The following is a 15,100-nucleotide window of genomic DNA, read 5'->3' on the forward strand; positions in this document are numbered from 1 at the left end:
GTGGTGGGCGGCGGGCCGTCCAGCGTCAGGTTCTTCTGCTGGACGCTCCACTGGCTGCGGCACAGGCCGCAGTCCGGGCCGACGAAGTTGGCTCCGGCGCTGATGTCGCCCTTCAGGCGCCACTTGAGGTAGAGCACCGCGACCCGGCCGAACTCGCCGCCGTTGGGCTGGTCGTACGTACCGCCGTGCCCGACGTTCAGGTTGCCCATGAAGGCGGGCAGCCCGGCCGGCAGCTTGCCCCAGTCGTCCATCGCGTTCGGGTACGCGATGTCGCTGGGCCCGCCGATGAAGTACGCGATCGGTTTGGTCAGTCTCCGCAGCTGGTAGTCGTCGGCGTCGTTCAGCAGCCCGCTGCTGAAGATGCCGGTGGTGGTGACGCGCGGGTCGTTCGAGACCGCGTACGCCTCCAGGCCACCGCAGGAGAACCCGGCCACGGCGATCTTCGTGGTGTCGATCCGGTTGAAGTACTTGCTGCCCGACCGGGAGTTCTCCGCCACCGCCCAGTCGATGGACTGGGTGAGCATCTGGGAGTTCGTGGAGCCGGAGCCGTTCGGTGCGCCGTTGGCGATGGCGAGGAAGCCGTGGGAGGCGATCTCGCGGAGGAAGTTGCCCTGCGACAGGCCGTTCGCCGAGCAGGCGCCGTTGCCCCAGACCAGGACGGGAAGGCGCTCGGACGGGAGCGTCTGGGGCCGGAAGACGGTGTGGTTGGGCAGGCTCGACGAGGTCTCGTAGTCGGCGGGGTAGGGCCCCGAGCCGCCGATCGCGGCGCCCGCGGGTGTCGCGCCGAGCGCCACGACCACGGAGGCGAGCGGGACGAGGGCGGCCGCCAGCCCGGCGTAGATCTTCGATCTTCTTCTCATGCGCCCTCCAGGGGACGTCGTGACGGCGCTCCCTGGATGGTGGTGGTGGCGGTGTGTCGGCCACGTCGATGTGGCGCCGCCGCGATGCGTCCCAGCGGAGGGACCGGCGGGAGCTTTGCAGTCACTATCACCGCCGTAACGAAATGTGTCAATAAACGTCGGTCGATGCCTGCCGCCCGTTCCCGGCCGACGCCGACTGGCTGCTCGGCTGGAGCGGCGGCTTCCAGAACGTGATCGGCTACCAGTCCGCCGACTGCGGCGGGCACGGGTACGGGCTCGGCCTCTTCCGGGGCTGGACGACGCGCGGCACCTTCGGCTCGTACCGGACGCTCTGACAAGCCCCGCGACGCCGGTCCGCGGTACGCCGTGCGGGGCGTACCGCGGACCCCTCGCGCCATATGCCTTGCATAACAAGGTATCTTGCGATGCATGGACGGCGCACGTGAGCGGATCACCACGAACATCCGCAAGGGCGTGCTGGAGTACTGCGTGCTCGCGTTGCTCTCGCGACGCGACATGTACGGCCTGGAGCTGGCCGAGTGGCTCGCCGTCCGTGGCCTGACCGCGAGCGAGGGCAGCCTGTACCCGCTGCTCGCCCGCATGCGGCAGGCGGGCACCGTGGAGACCCGGTGGGTGGCGCCCGAGCAGGGGCACGCCCGGCGGTACTACACGATCACCGATCAGGGGCGGGCGCACCTGCGGATGTTCGCGGCGGTGTGGCGGGAGATCCAGCCGCACGTGGACGAGCTGATGGTGGAGGAGACATGAGCGACGACGGCCTCCCGGAGGCGGCGGAGACCTACCTGCGGGCACTCGACGCGGAGTTGTCGGAGATCCCGCCGGACCCGGCGCGCGAGATCGTCGCGGACGTCCGCGCGCACATCGCGGACGCGCTGGACGGTGGACGCGACATCGCCGAGATCCTCGCCGGTCTCGGCGGTGCGGACGCCGTGGCGAGCCAGGCGCGGGAGGAACTGGGCCTGCCGGTCCGGGACGGCGCGGAGCGGGCCGCCCGGACGCTGTCAGTGGTCGCGGTGGCGGCCGGCGTGCTGATCGCCGTGTGCGTGAGCTTCCTGCTGCCGTCCACGGTGCCGGTGGACGCACTCGAAGCCGACTCCGGCGAGCAGGGCGTCGTCCGCCGGTTCGGCCCCGGGATCGCGATGCTCACCCTGCTGCCGGCGCTCCTCGTGGCCGCGCCGCTCGTGCTGCCCGGCCGGTTCCGCGGCGCAGCACGGTTCGCCGCCGCGACGGTCCTGACCGTGGCGGCCTGCGCGGCCGGCGAGATCGGCCTGTACTACTTCCCGCTCGCGCTGGTGGCCTGGGCGGCGGCGATCGTGCCGTGGGCCGTGCGGCGAGGCGCCGGTGGACGGTGGTGGCGCTACCTGACCGGCGGCTTCGTGGCGCTGCCCGGCGTGCTCGTGGCGGTCGCGTCGGCCGGCGGCTCGGTCGGTGTCGGCTGGGTGGGCGCGGCGCTGTGGATCGCCGGACCACTCGCGGCCGGCGCGCTGTGCGCGTACGGCATCCGGGCGGGATACGCCGTGACCGCCCTGGCCGGCGCGCTCGTCATGATCCTCTCGATGGCCGAGCGCGGCTTCCTGTTCGCCGCGTTCTGGCTGTTCGGCGGGCTGTACCTGGCGATCGGCGCCGGCGCGTACGCCGCGTCGCGGGCGGCCGACGGCGAACCGGCCGGGACAACCGGCCGACCGGCACGGACGCGCCCCGCACCGGCCCCCGGAGGCTGACCGAGGGCCGTGACGCCGGCGTCTCCGGCCGGCCGGCTACGGGGCGGCGGCCGCCGAGTCGGCGACGCCGCCCGGCGAATCGGTCCCGGCGGCCTGCGGGTCGGCGGCGTCGTGCGCGGCCATCTCGTCCTGCCGGGCGGGTTCCTCGCGCAGGATCGCTGCGTGCAGCCACGCGTCCGGGATGGCGAAGCCGTCGACGAGCGTGCGCATGTACGGGCGCAGCTCCTTGAGCAGCCCGTTCACCACGCCGGTGATCGCCTTCGACCGGGCCGGGGTGAGCCGGCCGTGCTCCAGCAGCCAGCCCTTGTTCGCCTCGATGACGCTCAGCGCGTACAGGTCGCAGACCCGCGACAGCAGCTCCTTGACCGCCGGGTCGGCGGTGGCGTCGATACCTGCTACGAACGCCTCCAGGGTCACCCGGTCGACGTGCGCGGCGGCGACGGCGAGGACGTGGTCCTGGACGTCGTTGAAGATGTCGAACGGACGGTCCTTCTTGCTGGAGGCGCCACCGCGCAGGCGGCGGACCGCGCTGTCGAGCAGGTGCTCCTCCCGGTCCTCGAACACCTTGAGCTGCCAGCCCCGGTCGGTGACGGCTACCTCGTCGTCCCGGCCCGGCACGGCGCCGACCAGCCGCGCGATGAGCGCCCGCGCGGCGGTGCGCTCCAGCACCATCTCGCGTACCTGCTCGGCGACGAAGGAGGCACGCCCCCAGCCGTCCAGCGAGCCGAACTCGTCCCGGTAGCCGGTCAGCAACCCCTTGGCGACCAGCTGGAGCAGGACCGTGTTGTCGCCCTCGAACGTGGTGAAGACGTCGGTGTCGGCCTTGAGGCTGGGCAGCCGGTTCTCCGACAGGTAGCCGGCGCCGCCGCACGCCTCCCGGCACGCCTGGATGGTGCGTGTGGCGTGCCAGGTCTGCGCCGCCTTGAGCCCGGCGGCCCGGGACTCCAGCTCCCGCTGCCGGTGCTCGTCGACCGGCCCGTCGCCGCCCTGGATCTCGTCGAGCGCGGCGACCAGCTCGGTCTGGGCGAAGTGCAGCGCGTACGTGGTGGCCAGTGCGGGCAGCAGCTTGCGCTGGTGGGCCAGGTAGTCGTTGAGCAGCACCTCGCGGTCGCCCTCGGCGTCACTGAACTGGCGGCGGATGTCGCCGTACCGCACCGCGATGGCGAGCGCCGCCTTGGTGGCCGCCGACGCGGCGCCGCCCACGCTGACCCGGCCCCGCACCAGCGTGCCGAGCATGGTGAAGAAGCGGCGGGAGTCGTTCTCGATCGGGCTGGTGTACGTACCGTCCTCGGCCACCTGCGCGTACCGGTCCAGCAGCATGTTCCGCGGCACCCGTACGTGGTCGAAGCTGAGCCGCCCGTTGTCGACGCCGAGCAGGCCGGCCTTGGGCCCGGCGTCGCCGATGGTCACGCCGGGCATCGGGTTGCCGTGCTCGTCGCGGATCGGCACCAGCCACGCGTGCACCCCGTGGCGGCGCCCACCGCTGATCAGCTGGGCGAAGACCACAGCCATCCGACCGTCCCGGGCCGCGTTGCCGATGTAGTCCTTGCGCGCCGCCTCGTGTGGCGTGTGCAGGTCGAAGGTCTGCGTCTGCGGGTCGTACACGCAGGTGGTGCGCAGCTGCTGCACGTCCGAGCCGTGGCCGGTCTCGGTCATCGCGAAGCAACCGAAGATTCGTCCCTCGACGATGTCCCGGAGGTAGGCGTCGTGGTGCCGCTTCGTGCCGAGCGCGGCGACCGCGCCGCCGAACAGGCCCCACTGCACGCCGGCCTTCACCATCAGTGACAGGTCGACCTGGGCCAGCATCTCGGTGGCGACGATCGAGGCGCCCACGTCGGACCGGCCGCCGTACTCGGCCGGGAAGCCCGCGGCGATGCCCAGCTCGACCGGCAGTTCGCCGAGCAGCCGGGTGATGCGCTGGCGCGCCTCGTCGCCGGTCTCGCCGTAGACCGGGAGGAAACGGTCGTCGAGGTGTTTGCGGTGAGCCTGACGGACCTCGGCCCACGGTCCGTCGAGCGTCTCCTGAAGGCGGGCGATGTCGATGCGGCCGGACGCTTGATCGAGCATGGTCGCTCCTCGGGGCGGCGGACATATGGGTGCACTCTCGGCCTGATCAACATTACCGGCGGTCACCGCGCCCCGCTGGCGGAGGCCGTGGTGAGCCGTGCCACCCGGCTCGGCCACCACGAGGCCTGAGGTTAGGCTGTCCTCACTTCGATCACTGGAGGCAACCCCTCGTGTCCCCGCTCCCCGTCGGCAGCGCCGTCACGGCCCGGCACGTGCTCCGTCAGGCGTTGCGCCGCCAGCGGCGGCCGGTGCTGATCGGCGTGACGCTGCTCGGCCTGCACCAGGTCGCCGAGGCGCTCGTGCCGGTGGCGATCGGCCTCATCATCGACCGCGCCGTGGTGACCGGCGACCCGTGGGCGCTGGCGTACTCGGTCGCCGGCCTCGCGGCCCTTTTCGCCGTGCTCGCGTTCGCCTACCGCAACGGCGCCCGCCAGGCATTCGCCGCGGTGGAGCGGGAGGCGCACCTGCTGCGGGTGGAGATGGCCGAGCGCGCGCTCGACCCGCGCGGGCACCGCTCCGGCCTGCGCGACGGCGAGCTGCTCTCGGTCGCCGCCTCCGACGCCGAACTCTCCGCGCTCGTGGTGCGGGTGGCCGGGTTCGGCGTCGCCGCGGTGACCGCGCTCACCGTCGCGGCGACCGCCCTGCTGGTCATCGACGTCCCCCTCGGACTCGGCGTGCTCGTCGGCGTACCGGTGCTGGTCCTGGTGCTGCAACGGATGGCGCCGCTGCTGTCCCGGCGCAGCGCCTCCCAACAGGAGGCCCTCGCCGAGACCACCGCGCTCGCCGTGGACCTCGTCTCCGGCCTGCGCGTGCTGCGCGGCATCGGCGCCCAGCACCACGCCGCCGGCCGGTACGCCGCCGCCAGCCGCAACGCCCTCGCGGTCACGCTGCGCGCCGCCAACACCAAGGGGCTCCACCTCGGGCTCACCACCGCCGCCAACGGCCTGTTCCTCGCGGCCGTCGCCGGAGTGGCCGGCTGGCTCGCCCTGCGCGGCCGGCTCACCATCGGCGAGCTGGTCACAGTGGTCGGGCTCGCGCAGTTCGTCGCCGAGCCGGTGCAGACCATGGGCTGGTGCGTGCAGCTGTTCGCGATGGCCCGCGCCTCCGCCGCCCGGGTGGCGCGCGTGCTCGGCGCCGAGCCGCTCACCCGGCCCGGTGACGCGCCGGCGCCGGCACACCCGGACGGGCCACGGCTGGCCCTCGACGACGTCGGGCACGCCGGACTGGACGGGGTGAACCTGCGCGTCGGCCCCGGCGAGGTGGTCGGTGTGCTCGCGTACGACCCGGCCGACGCCGACGCGCTGGTGGCGCTGCTGTCCGGGCGGGTGCCGCCGGACGCGCGCCGCGGCGCCGTGCGTGTCGACGGCGTACCCGCCGACGACCTGCACGTCGACGCGCTGCGCGGCACCGTGCTGGTCGAGCCGCACGACGTGACGCTCTTCGAGGGCACGGTGGCGGCCAACCTCGCCGCCGGTGCCCGTACCGACCAGGCGCGGCTGCACGCCGCCGTCCGGGCCGCCGCCGCCCAGGACGTGGTGGACGCGCACCCCGGCGGCCTCGACCACCGGCTCGTCGAGCGGGGCGCGAACCTCTCCGGGGGACAGCGCCAGCGGCTCGGGCTGGCGCGGGCGCTGCACGCCGACCCGCCCGTGCTGGTGCTGCACGACCCCACCACCGCCGTCGACGCGGCCACCGAGGCGCAGCTCGCCGAGGGACTGGCCGCGGCGCGCCGGGTGGCGCCCCGGGGCACGCTGCTGATCACCAGCAGCCCCGCCCTGCTGCGGATCACCGACCGGGTGGTGGTGATCGCCGACGGCCGGGTGGCCGCCGAGGGACCGCACGAACGCCTGCTGGCCTCCGACGCCCGCTACCGCGAGGAGACACTGCGGTGACCGCTGACCCGCGTACCCCCGGCCGGACGTTGCTGCCGGTCGCGTCCGCCCGGCAGACCTGGACCACGCTCGGCGCCCAGTTCCGCGCCCGGCCCGGCCTCGCCGCCGCCGCCGCGACGGTGCTCGTCGCCGCCGCCACGGGCGGCCTGGTCGCGCCCTGGGTGCTCGGCCGCCTGGTCGACGACGTCATCGCCGACGCCCCGGTCTCCCGGATCGCCGGCCGGGTGGCGGTGATCGCCGCCGCCGCCGTGGTCACCGGCCTGCTCACGGCGCTCGGCGCCGCGCTCGCGTCCCGGCTCGGCGAGACGGTGCTGGCCCGGCTGCGCGAGCGCGTCCTCGACCGGGCGCTGCACCTGCCGTCGGCGACGCTGGAGCGGGCCGGCACCGGTGACCTGCTGGCCCGCGTCGGCGACGACGTGGCGGTGGTGACGAACGTGATCGCGGTGAGCGGACCGGCGTTCGTCGGCGCACTGCTGTCCGTCGTGCTCACCGTGTTCGGGCTGGTCGCGCTGGACTGGCGGCTCGGCCTCGCCGGGCTGGTGGCCGCGCCCGCGTACGCGCTGGCGCTGCGCTGGTACCTGCGGCGCTCGATGCCGTACTACGCCCGCGAGCGGGTCGCCACCGGCGAGCGGACGCAGGCGCTGGCCGGCGCGCTGCGCGGCGCGGCGACGGTGCGCGCGTACCGGACCGAGGACGCGCACGTGGCGGCGATCGCCGAGCGGTCCGGCCTGGCCCGCGACCTGTCGCTGGAGATCTTCAACCTGCACACCCGCTTCGGGCTGCGGATCAACAGGTCGGAGTTCCTCGGCCTGGCCGCGGTGCTCGTGGCCGGGTTCTTCCTGGTCCGTGACGACCTGGTCACCGTCGGCGCGGCGACCACCGCCGCGCTCTACTTCCACCGCCTGTTCAACCCGATCGGCCTGCTGCTGATGGAGTCCGACTCGGTGTTGCAGGCCGGCGCGAGCCTCGCCCGCCTGGTCGGCGTGGCGAACCTGCCCGACACCGCACCGGCCACCGCGCCCGGCCCGGCCGCACCGCCCGCCGGCCCGCGCGGCCCGGCGGCGCTGGACGTCACCGTGCGCCGGCACCACTACGACGACGGGCCGCTGGTGCTGGCCGACGTCGAGCTGCGCCTGGCACCGGGGGAGCGGGTCGCGCTCGTCGGCGCCAGCGGCGCCGGCAAGACCACACTCGCCGGCATCGCCGCCGGGATCATCGCGCCCACCGACGGATCGGTACGCCTCGACGGCGTGCCGCTGACCGGGTCGGGCGAGGTCACCTCCCGGCGGGACGTGGCACTGGTCAGCCAGGAGGTGCACGTCTTCGCCGGGCCGCTCGCCGAGGACCTGCGCCTGGCCGCCCCGGACGCGAGCGACGCCGAGCTGCTCGACGCGCTGGAGCGGGTCGGCGCCACCACGTGGCTGCGTGCCCTGCCGGACGGGCTGGCGACGCCGGTGGGCGAGGGCGGCCACCGGCTCACCGCCGCCCAGGCCCAGCAGGTGGCCCTGGCCCGGCTGGTGCTCACCGCGCCCGCCGTCGCCGTACTGGACGAGGCGACCGCCGAGGCCGGCAGCGCCGGAGCCCGCGACCTGGACCGGGCGGCGTTGGCGGCCACGCGGGGGCGTACCACGCTGATCGTGGCGCACCGGCTCAGCCAGGCGGTCACCGCGGACCGGATCGTCGTGCTCGACCACGGCCGGATCGTGGAGCAGGGCACGCACGACGAGCTGCTGGCCGCCGACGGCCGGTACGGCCATCTGTGGCGTTCCTGGCGCGTCCCCGTATGATCACCGACCGCTCCACCGCCCAGGCGAGGTGTCCATGACCGACCTGCCGACCCGCTTCGTGCTGTTCCCCGGGCGGCATCACCTGCTGACCCGGTTCCAGGCCGACTACCTGCGCCGGCTCGCCGGCGACGAGGCCACAGTGGTCTGGGCGGTGACGTCGGCCAACCACGAGAACACCCGGCGCAACCCCGTCGCATACCACAGGCGGGAGGCCGCGATCGAGCGGTTCAGCGTGCTGACCGGGCTGCGTTCGCTGGCCGTGCCGATCTTCGACACCGCGTACACCGACGCGTTCGCGGAGGTCACGCTCAAGAGCATCGCGGTGGCCACCGGGCTCGAACTCACGCCCGCCGACACGGTGGTGGCCTGCTCCACACCGGAGGTCGCGAAGCTGTACGAGCGGCTCGGCTTCGCGATCGCGCTGGTCGAGGCGGACCCCGACCTGCCGGAGACGCCCGAACGGCCGTGGGACGTGCTGCTGCGCCTGGCCGGCGGCGACGAGACCTGGCGTACGCTCACCCACCCGGCGACGATCGACGTGTTCGAGCGCTACCGCCTGGTCGAGGCGATCCGGTCGGTGGTGAACGACCCGCTGGTGGGCGACGAGGGCGGCCTCACGGTGACCCGCGACTACCGGACGTACGTGGAGGCGTTCGCCTCGGCCGCGCAACGCAAGTGGGACTCGGTGCGCCGGTACGTGCAGCCCGGACGCATCGTGGACATCGGCTGCGGAGCGGGCGCGGTGCTGGAGCTGGCCGACCGGGAGGCCGCGCTGCGGGAGAGCGACCTGATCGGCGTGGAGGTGGCCCGCCACCTCTACCAGGAGTGCCTGCACAAGAAGGCGCAGGGCGTGTTCCGCAACGCCAACGTGTACTTCTTCCACCGCAACGTCCTCGGCGGCGCGGTGTTCAAGGATCGGTCGGTGGACACCACGCTCACCTTCGCGCTCACCCACGAGATCTGGTCGTACGGGCGGCAGCGGGAGTCGCTGCTCCAGTTCGCCCGCCGCATCCACGACCACACCGTGCCCGGCGGCGTCTGGATCAACAGTGACGTGTGCGGACCGGACGACCCCGGGCGGCAGGTGATCCTGCGGCTGGCCGCCGACGACGGCGACAACCCCGCCTCGCCCCGCCTGGATCTGGCCGACCTGACCTCGGCCGAGGTCCGGCGGTACGTCTCGGGCCTGTCGACGCGGGCGCGGCTGGACCAGTTCGCCGTGGACTTCGCGTTCGGCGTCGCGTACGAGCCGCTCGCCGACGGCGCGGTCCGCATCGGCCTGGGCGCGGCGATGGACTACCTGACCCGCAAGGACTACACGGACAACTGGCTGTCGGAGACGAAGGAGCAGTTCTGCGGGCTGAGCTTCGCCGACTGGACGGTGCTGCTGGCCGAGGTGGGCTTCGAGATCGGCCCCGCCTCGGCACCGGTCCGCAACGACTGGGTGATCGACAACCGGATCGCACCCGTCGCGTCCCTCACCGACCTCGACGGACGGCCGCTGGACTGGCCCACCACCCACGTCCTCACCGTCGCCCACCGCCCGCGCAACGCCTGACACCACGGCGCCCGCCGGGCCGGCTGGACGGCCGGCCCGGCGGGCGCGGTGACGCGGGGTCAGTGGCTCAGCGCGATCCGTACCGCCAGGGCGATCAGGATCAGCCCGGTCAGCCGTTCGATCACCAGCAGCACCGACGGCCGGGTCAGCCAGGGCTGCAACCGGTCGATGAGCAGGATGTAGCAGGCCCACCAGAGCACGGCCAGGCCGATGAACGTGGCGGCCAGCACCGCCGTGCGGGCCGCCGCACCGTCGCCCGCCTTGACGAACTGCGGCACGAACGAGACGTAGAAGACGACCACCTTGACGTTCAGCAGCTGGCTGGTGACGCCCATGACGAAGGAGCGCCGCGCCACGTGCGGCTCGTCGGCGGCCGGGACGTCCCGGACCGGCGCGGCGGCCTCCGTGCCGGCACCGGCCCCGCCCGCGCCGACCGGGACCGGCTGCGCCACCGGGGCTGTCCGGCGGGGCCGGGTGGCCCAGAGGATGGTGCCGCCCAGATAGAGCAGGTACAGCGCACCGGCGACGCGCAGCACCGTGTAGAGCGCCGGTGAGGAGACCAGCAGGGCGGACAGACCGGCGGTGGCGAGCGAGGCGTGCACCAGGGCGGCGGCGAACAGCCCGGCCAGCACCACGAATCCGGCCCGCCGCCCGTACCTGACGGTCTGCCGGGTGACCAGGGCGAAGTCGACGCCCGGCACGATGATGATGAGCAGGCTCGCGGCGACGAAGCTGACGATCTGGATGTCAGACACGCTGCTCCTCCCTCGCCTCGACACGGGCCGGGCCGGCCTCCTCGATGACCGAGACGCCGCTGTCGCGGCGCGGCCCGTGCCGGCGCCACTGCTCGCGCAGCCGGATCCGGCCGTCCGGCAGCCGCTCGGGCCGGGACTCGCACTCGCCGACCACGATCCTGCCGTCGGTGAGCACCTCCAGGTACGCGAAGCGCACCACGCCCTGCGCGTCGCAGGTGCCGGCGAGCCGGCCGTGCCGTACCGGGCCGCCGGAGATCTCCGCCCAGACCAGGTCGCCGCGCTGGTGGTAGTGCCCCCGCAGCGGTTCGGCGTCACCGGCGTGGTCGACGGAGACGAAGATCCGGTCGTCGTAGTCGAATGACGTCATCGCGCTCACGCCCATCGGGTGCTCAGGTAGTCGTCGCGGAACCGGCAGACGGTGCGGCCGGCGATCGAGTTGAGGATCATCGCGCTGCGGATCGGCAGGATGCTCAGGTTGGAGTCGACGAGCCCCTGGACGTACCGCCCCCGGTTCAGCACGAAGATCTTGTGGTCGTCGGCGTGCTTCCACCGGATCGAGTAGTCCGACTCGATGATCGGCTCGCCGCGCTCGTCCAGGTCGAGCAGCGCGGTCAGCTCCGGATCGAAGGGCAGCGGCGCCTGCCGGCGTCCCGCCGCGACGACCAGGTTCACCGCCCGGTGCCGTTCCTCGCCGCTGCCGGCGGTCAGGCACTCCAGCTCGACCTCCCCGTCGAGCTGCCGGGCTCCGGTCACGGTCCGGCTCGGCATGATCGTGACCGGGAACCGGCCGGTACGCAGCCGCTCCTCGTAGTTGTGCTGGTAGACGCCGCGCAACGTGCCCGGGGAGATGCCGTCGCTGGTCAGGATCTGGCCGGAGACGAGGCGTTCCCGCACGTCCCGGGACAGGGTGAGGAACGCCTCCTGGTAGGCGGGCCGGTACAGGTCGTTCGCCGACGGGGAGTCCTCCAGCGGGGCGAACCACGATCGCCGCCCGATCCACTTGATGTCGCGGCACCCGCGGGCGAGCAGCGCCGCGACGCACTCCGCGCTGGTCTGGCCGCTGCCGATCACGATCCACGGCAGGTCCGGCTCGTCCGGCACGGTGGCGAGTCGCCGGTGCAGCTCGTCGGCGACGAACAGGTGCCGGGGGTCGAGGGCGTCCAGGAACTCCGGTACGAAGGGGACGGTCCCGCTGCCGAGCACCAGGTGCCGGGAGCGGGCGAGGGCCGCACCGCCGCTGCGGCTGACCAGCGCACCGTCGAACTCGACCCGGTCGACGCGGGTGCCGTACGTGATGCGCGGCAGCTGGCCCGCCGCCCACACCAGGTACTGCTGGTACTCGATCCGGGGGATGGTGTCGAACCCGGCGCCCAGCAGTGCGTACACCCGGCCGGTGGTGACCAGGTAGTTGAGGAACGACAGCGGGTGGGTCGGGTCGTAGAGCGAGACCAGGTCCTTGACCCAGCCGGTCTGCATGCGTACGCCGCTGTGCAGCATCCCGTCGTGCCAGCCCGGCCGGTCCCGCGCCTCGAACAACGCGATGTCGTGCGGTGCGAGGGTGTCGTACATCGCCGCGAGGCTCAGGTTCGCCGGCCCGGCGCCGATTCCCACTGTGTGAAAGGTCTGCGTCATCAGTCTGCCTCTGTCTGGCCGTGGGGGACAGGGATCGCGGTTCGGGTGTTCAGCAGGGCGGTGGCGGCGAGCCGGCTGGCGGCCAGGACGGTCTTGGCGGCGCCGCCGCTGCCGCCGGTGAACGTGTGTACGGCGCCGGCCACGTGGCGCAGGGCCAGGCCGGTGGGCTCGCTGTAGCAGTCGGCGGCGCTCACCGGCGGGCCGACCGGTCGCGGATCCAGGCCGGGCAGCCGCTGCGTGGCCACCGCCCGGACCCGTGCCGCCAGTGCGGTGTCCGGTTCGGGGGCCGGCGGGTCGACGTCCCACCTGTCGCTCGGCAGCCCGAGCAGCACGCGCCCCGGACCGGCCGGCCGGCCGTAGAGGCCGCTGGTCTCGTCCACGAAGCACGGCAGGTCGGCCCGGCCGGTGGCGTGACGGGTGTACTGGATGTGCTTGGTGCGCAGCGAGGTCGGCAGTCCGGCGGCGCGCAGCAGCCGTGGGGTCCAGGCGCCGGCGGCCACGACGACGAGGTCGCCGGTGAGGCGGCGGCCGTCGCGCAGTTCGACCACGCGGTCGTCGAGGCGGGCCACCGGTGTCGTCTCGGTGCGGTCCAGGCCACGCAGGACGGTCCGGCGCAGCCGGTCCGGATCGAGGTAGCCGGCCCGGCGCTCCCAGATCCCCACCGTGCCGTCCGGGAGCCCGGCGAAGCCGAACCGGTGGGCGACCTCGTCCCGGGTCAGCACCTCGGCGCCGTCCACGCCGGCCGCCGCCCCGGCGTCGAGCAGGTAGAGCGAGCCGGTCCGCCGCCACCCGGCGGCGGTCGCGAGGGACGGGTCGCCCAGCAGCTCGGCGAGGCTCGCGGCCGCCAGGGACCGGGCGGCCGGATCGGGCTCGAAGGCCCGCACCAGCCCACCGGACGCGGCCGTCGCGTCGGCGGGCCGTCCGGCCGCGCCGCTGTCGGACGGCCCGATCAGGACCGCCTCGGCGCCCGCGTCCCGCAGCCGCCGGGCCAGCAGGACACCGCTCACGCCCGCGCCGACGACGAGCACGCGCGGCTCACCCATCGGACTCCGCCGCTTCCGCGCCGCCGATGACGCCGAGCAGCCGGGCCGCCCGCTCCGGCCGGCCGGGGTACGCGGCCAGCGCCGCCCGGACCGCGGTGGCGGGGTCGAAGTGCTCCAGGCGCAGCGCCTGCTCGCCTCGGGTCAGCTCGGTGTCGGCCAGGACGCCGTCCAGGCCGGCGGTGGTGCCGGCCAGGGTCGCGGCGTACCGGGCGGTGAACGCCTCGTACGCCTCGGGGCGGAAGTCCGACTCGTAGCTGTCCGGCCGGTCCCAGCTCAGGAACGCCCGGACCACCGCCGGGTCCTCGGTGGCCAGGAACTCGTGCGCCCAGATCGCGTGTTCGCGGCTGGTGGAGAACTTGGAGCCGGTGAGCCGGTAGAACTCGTTGACCACCAGCCCGGTCGGCCGGTCGGGCAGCCCGGCGGCCAGGTGCAGTGCCGGGATGAGCAGCGCGTAGTAGAAGGCGTTGTCGATCCCGAGGAAGATCCACTGCTCGTCCACGTCACGCCACGCGTCCAGGTACCCGGCCAGCGTGTCCGCGTCCGGCCGCAGGTGGCGGGCGGGCAGGACCAGGTTGGCCAGGGCCATCTCGGCCCAGACGTCGATGCGCAGGCCGTCGTCCCACTCGATTCCCCAGTCCGTCGGGTACGCCAGCGGCACCTCCGGCAGCCCGCCGTCGAGGTGGGACGCGACGAGGCGCCGCAGCCGGGGCGGCAGCACCGCGCGGGACCAGAACTCGGCGAGTCGTTCCCGGTGGTCGTCGAGCCGGAGCACCGGGACCGTGTGCGTGACCGGCTCGGGTGACGCCTCGCAGCAGGTCGAACGCGCGCCGATCAGGTTCGCGGCGGTGCAGAAGCCACCGCACCCCTCGCAGGTGCCGCCGTTCGCGCCGGCGCCGCAGGCCGGGCAGCGCCCGGCGACCCGGACGTGGTGCAGGGTCCGCCCACAGGCCGCGCAGGCGCGCAGCGACACCGGGGCGACCTCCACCACCTTGGCCTCGACCAGTTCGGTGAGCAAACCGGCCACCGCCCGGCGGTAGCTCTCGTCTTCCAGCGGGTCGGCCATGACGTCGTACCGGATGCGTGCGGCGCCCAACGCGGCGTGGATCAACGACCCGTAGCGGGCGACCGTGTCGGCCGGGGTCTCGCCGTGCGCCTGCGCCCGGGCCAGCACGTAGTTCTGGTGCGCGTCCAGGCCGCACTGGGTCACCACCCGCCGACCGGCGGCACGCAGCGCGCGGGCCGCGACGTCGCCGGCGACGTACGGGCCGCTCAGGTGCCCGAGGTGCAGCGGCCCGTTCGGCGTCGGTGGCGGCGTCACCACCAGCACCGCGCCGGCGGCGGCCCGTCCGTCAGCCACGGCCGGTCCCGTCGCCCGCGTCGGCGGCGCCGTCGGCGCGGGGCATCCAGTAGATGCTGAGGATGGTGAGCGGCTGCTCCGGCGAGGGGTTGTGGATGACGTGACGCTGCTCGGGTTCGAGCAGGATCACCCCGCCGGTCGGCACCTCGACCTTCTCGCCGCCCGCCTCGTAGATGGCGGTGCCGCGGGTCACCACGGCGAACTCCACCTCGGGGTGGATGTCCTCGCTGCTGCTGCCACCGGGCGGGATCACGCACCACATGGCGTCGAACGGCAACGGGCCGAGATCGCGGTACTGCGTCCAGCGGCCGATCTGGATGCCGTACTCGTCGGTGAGTTCGGCGGTGTCGCTGACGTACCTTCGCATGTTCGTCCTCCTGGTCGGCGCGATTCCCGTCGGGCGCGCC

13 protein-coding genes are annotated in these 15,100 nt (G+C 74.0%); 5 read left to right on the forward strand and 8 right to left on the reverse strand.

Annotated features, from left to right (window positions below; genetic code table 11):
* Positions 1-860, reverse strand: an 860-nt coding sequence (locus F8279_RS00590; protein WP_151498758.1) for a cellulose-binding protein, incomplete at its 3' end; no start/stop codon positions are given.
* Between the two features lie 429 nt (positions 861-1,289).
* Here F8279_RS00590 and F8279_RS00595 point away from each other — a divergent pair.
* The gene (locus F8279_RS00595) at positions 1,290-1,628 is read left to right on the forward strand and encodes a PadR family transcriptional regulator (RefSeq protein ID WP_091416661.1); all 339 of its coding nucleotides are present in this window, start codon (positions 1,290-1,292) and stop codon (positions 1,626-1,628) included.
* On the forward strand, positions 1,625-2,602 hold the full coding sequence (locus tag F8279_RS00600) for a hypothetical protein (protein WP_192580592.1): 978 nt from the start codon (positions 1,625-1,627) through the stop codon (positions 2,600-2,602). The genes F8279_RS00595 and F8279_RS00600 overlap by 4 nt, the downstream gene beginning before the upstream one ends.
* A 36-nt stretch (positions 2,603-2,638) precedes the next feature.
* Here the strand turns inward: F8279_RS00600 and F8279_RS00605 are convergent, their stop codons facing one another.
* Positions 2,639-4,669: an acyl-CoA dehydrogenase gene (locus F8279_RS00605; protein ID WP_151498759.1), complete on the reverse strand. Its 2,031-nt coding sequence runs from the start codon at positions 4,667-4,669 to the stop codon at positions 2,639-2,641.
* A 170-nt stretch (positions 4,670-4,839) separates the two neighbouring features.
* Between F8279_RS00605 and F8279_RS00610 the strand changes: the two genes are divergently transcribed.
* The 3 genes from F8279_RS00610 to F8279_RS00620 are packed head-to-tail and all read left to right on the forward strand — an operon-like array spanning position 4,840 to position 9,906.
* Entirely contained in the window at positions 4,840-6,561 is a 1,722-nt protein-coding gene (locus F8279_RS00610) for an ABC transporter ATP-binding protein (RefSeq protein WP_091416669.1), read from the forward strand.
* Positions 6,558-8,348, forward strand: coding sequence for an ABC transporter ATP-binding protein (locus tag F8279_RS00615; protein WP_151498760.1), 1,791 nt, complete (start codon positions 6,558-6,560; stop codon positions 8,346-8,348). The genes F8279_RS00610 and F8279_RS00615 overlap by 4 nt, the downstream gene beginning before the upstream one ends.
* A gap of 34 nt (positions 8,349-8,382) precedes the next feature.
* Positions 8,383-9,906, forward strand: coding sequence for a class I SAM-dependent methyltransferase (locus F8279_RS00620; RefSeq protein ID WP_151498761.1), 1,524 nt, complete (start codon positions 8,383-8,385; stop codon positions 9,904-9,906).
* Positions 9,907-9,965: 59 nt separating this feature from the next.
* Here the strand turns inward: F8279_RS00620 and F8279_RS00625 are convergent, their stop codons facing one another.
* The 6 genes from F8279_RS00625 to F8279_RS00650 are packed head-to-tail and all read right to left on the reverse strand — an operon-like array spanning position 9,966 to position 15,060.
* Entirely contained in the window at positions 9,966-10,661 is a 696-nt protein-coding gene (locus F8279_RS00625) for a LysE family translocator (RefSeq protein WP_151498762.1), read from the reverse strand.
* Entirely contained in the window at positions 10,654-11,028 is a 375-nt protein-coding gene (locus F8279_RS00630; protein WP_225853061.1) for a hypothetical protein, read from the reverse strand. Before F8279_RS00630 ends, F8279_RS00625 begins: the two co-directional genes overlap by 8 nt.
* A 5-nt stretch (positions 11,029-11,033) precedes the next feature.
* The gene (locus tag F8279_RS00635) at positions 11,034-12,293 is read right to left on the reverse strand and encodes a SidA/IucD/PvdA family monooxygenase (protein ID WP_151498764.1); all 1,260 of its coding nucleotides are present in this window, start codon (positions 12,291-12,293) and stop codon (positions 11,034-11,036) included.
* Positions 12,293-13,336: an FAD-binding oxidoreductase gene (locus tag F8279_RS00640; protein WP_151498765.1), complete on the reverse strand. Its 1,044-nt coding sequence runs from the start codon at positions 13,334-13,336 to the stop codon at positions 12,293-12,295. The genes F8279_RS00635 and F8279_RS00640 overlap by 1 nt, the downstream gene beginning before the upstream one ends.
* Positions 13,329-14,693: a class I tRNA ligase family protein gene (locus F8279_RS00645; protein WP_151498766.1), complete on the reverse strand. Its 1,365-nt coding sequence runs from the start codon at positions 14,691-14,693 to the stop codon at positions 13,329-13,331. Before F8279_RS00645 ends, F8279_RS00640 begins: the two co-directional genes overlap by 8 nt.
* A complete protein-coding gene (locus F8279_RS00650) occupies positions 14,686-15,060 on the reverse strand; it encodes a cupin domain-containing protein (protein WP_091416694.1) in 375 nt (124 codons plus the stop codon). The genes F8279_RS00645 and F8279_RS00650 overlap by 8 nt, the downstream gene beginning before the upstream one ends.
* Positions 15,061-15,100 lie beyond the last annotated feature (40 nt).

Origin of the sequence: Micromonospora sp. AMSO1212t, assembly GCF_008868145.1 — a bacterium.
Taxonomy (GTDB): domain Bacteria; phylum Actinomycetota; class Actinomycetes; order Mycobacteriales; family Micromonosporaceae; genus Micromonospora; species Micromonospora tulbaghiae.

Coding starts and splice junctions, on each gene's coding strand:
- F8279_RS00595 (WP_091416661.1), top strand. CDS start 1,290: ATGGACGGCGCACGTGAGCGGATCACCACGAACATCCGCAAGGGCGTG.
- F8279_RS00600 (WP_192580592.1), top strand. CDS start 1,625: ATGAGCGACGACGGCCTCCCGGAGGCGGCGGAGACCTACCTGCGGGCA.
- F8279_RS00605 (WP_151498759.1), bottom strand. CDS start 4,669: ATGCTCGATCAAGCGTCCGGCCGCATCGACATCGCCCGCCTTCAGGAG.
- F8279_RS00620 (WP_151498761.1), top strand. CDS start 8,383: ATGACCGACCTGCCGACCCGCTTCGTGCTGTTCCCCGGGCGGCATCAC.
- F8279_RS00630 (WP_225853061.1), bottom strand. CDS start 11,028: ATGACGTCATTCGACTACGACGACCGGATCTTCGTCTCCGTCGACCAC.
- F8279_RS00635 (WP_151498764.1), bottom strand. CDS start 12,293: ATGACGCAGACCTTTCACACAGTGGGAATCGGCGCCGGGCCGGCGAAC.
- F8279_RS00640 (WP_151498765.1), bottom strand. CDS start 13,336: ATGGGTGAGCCGCGCGTGCTCGTCGTCGGCGCGGGCGTGAGCGGTGTC.
- F8279_RS00650 (WP_091416694.1), bottom strand. CDS start 15,060: ATGCGAAGGTACGTCAGCGACACCGCCGAACTCACCGACGAGTACGGC.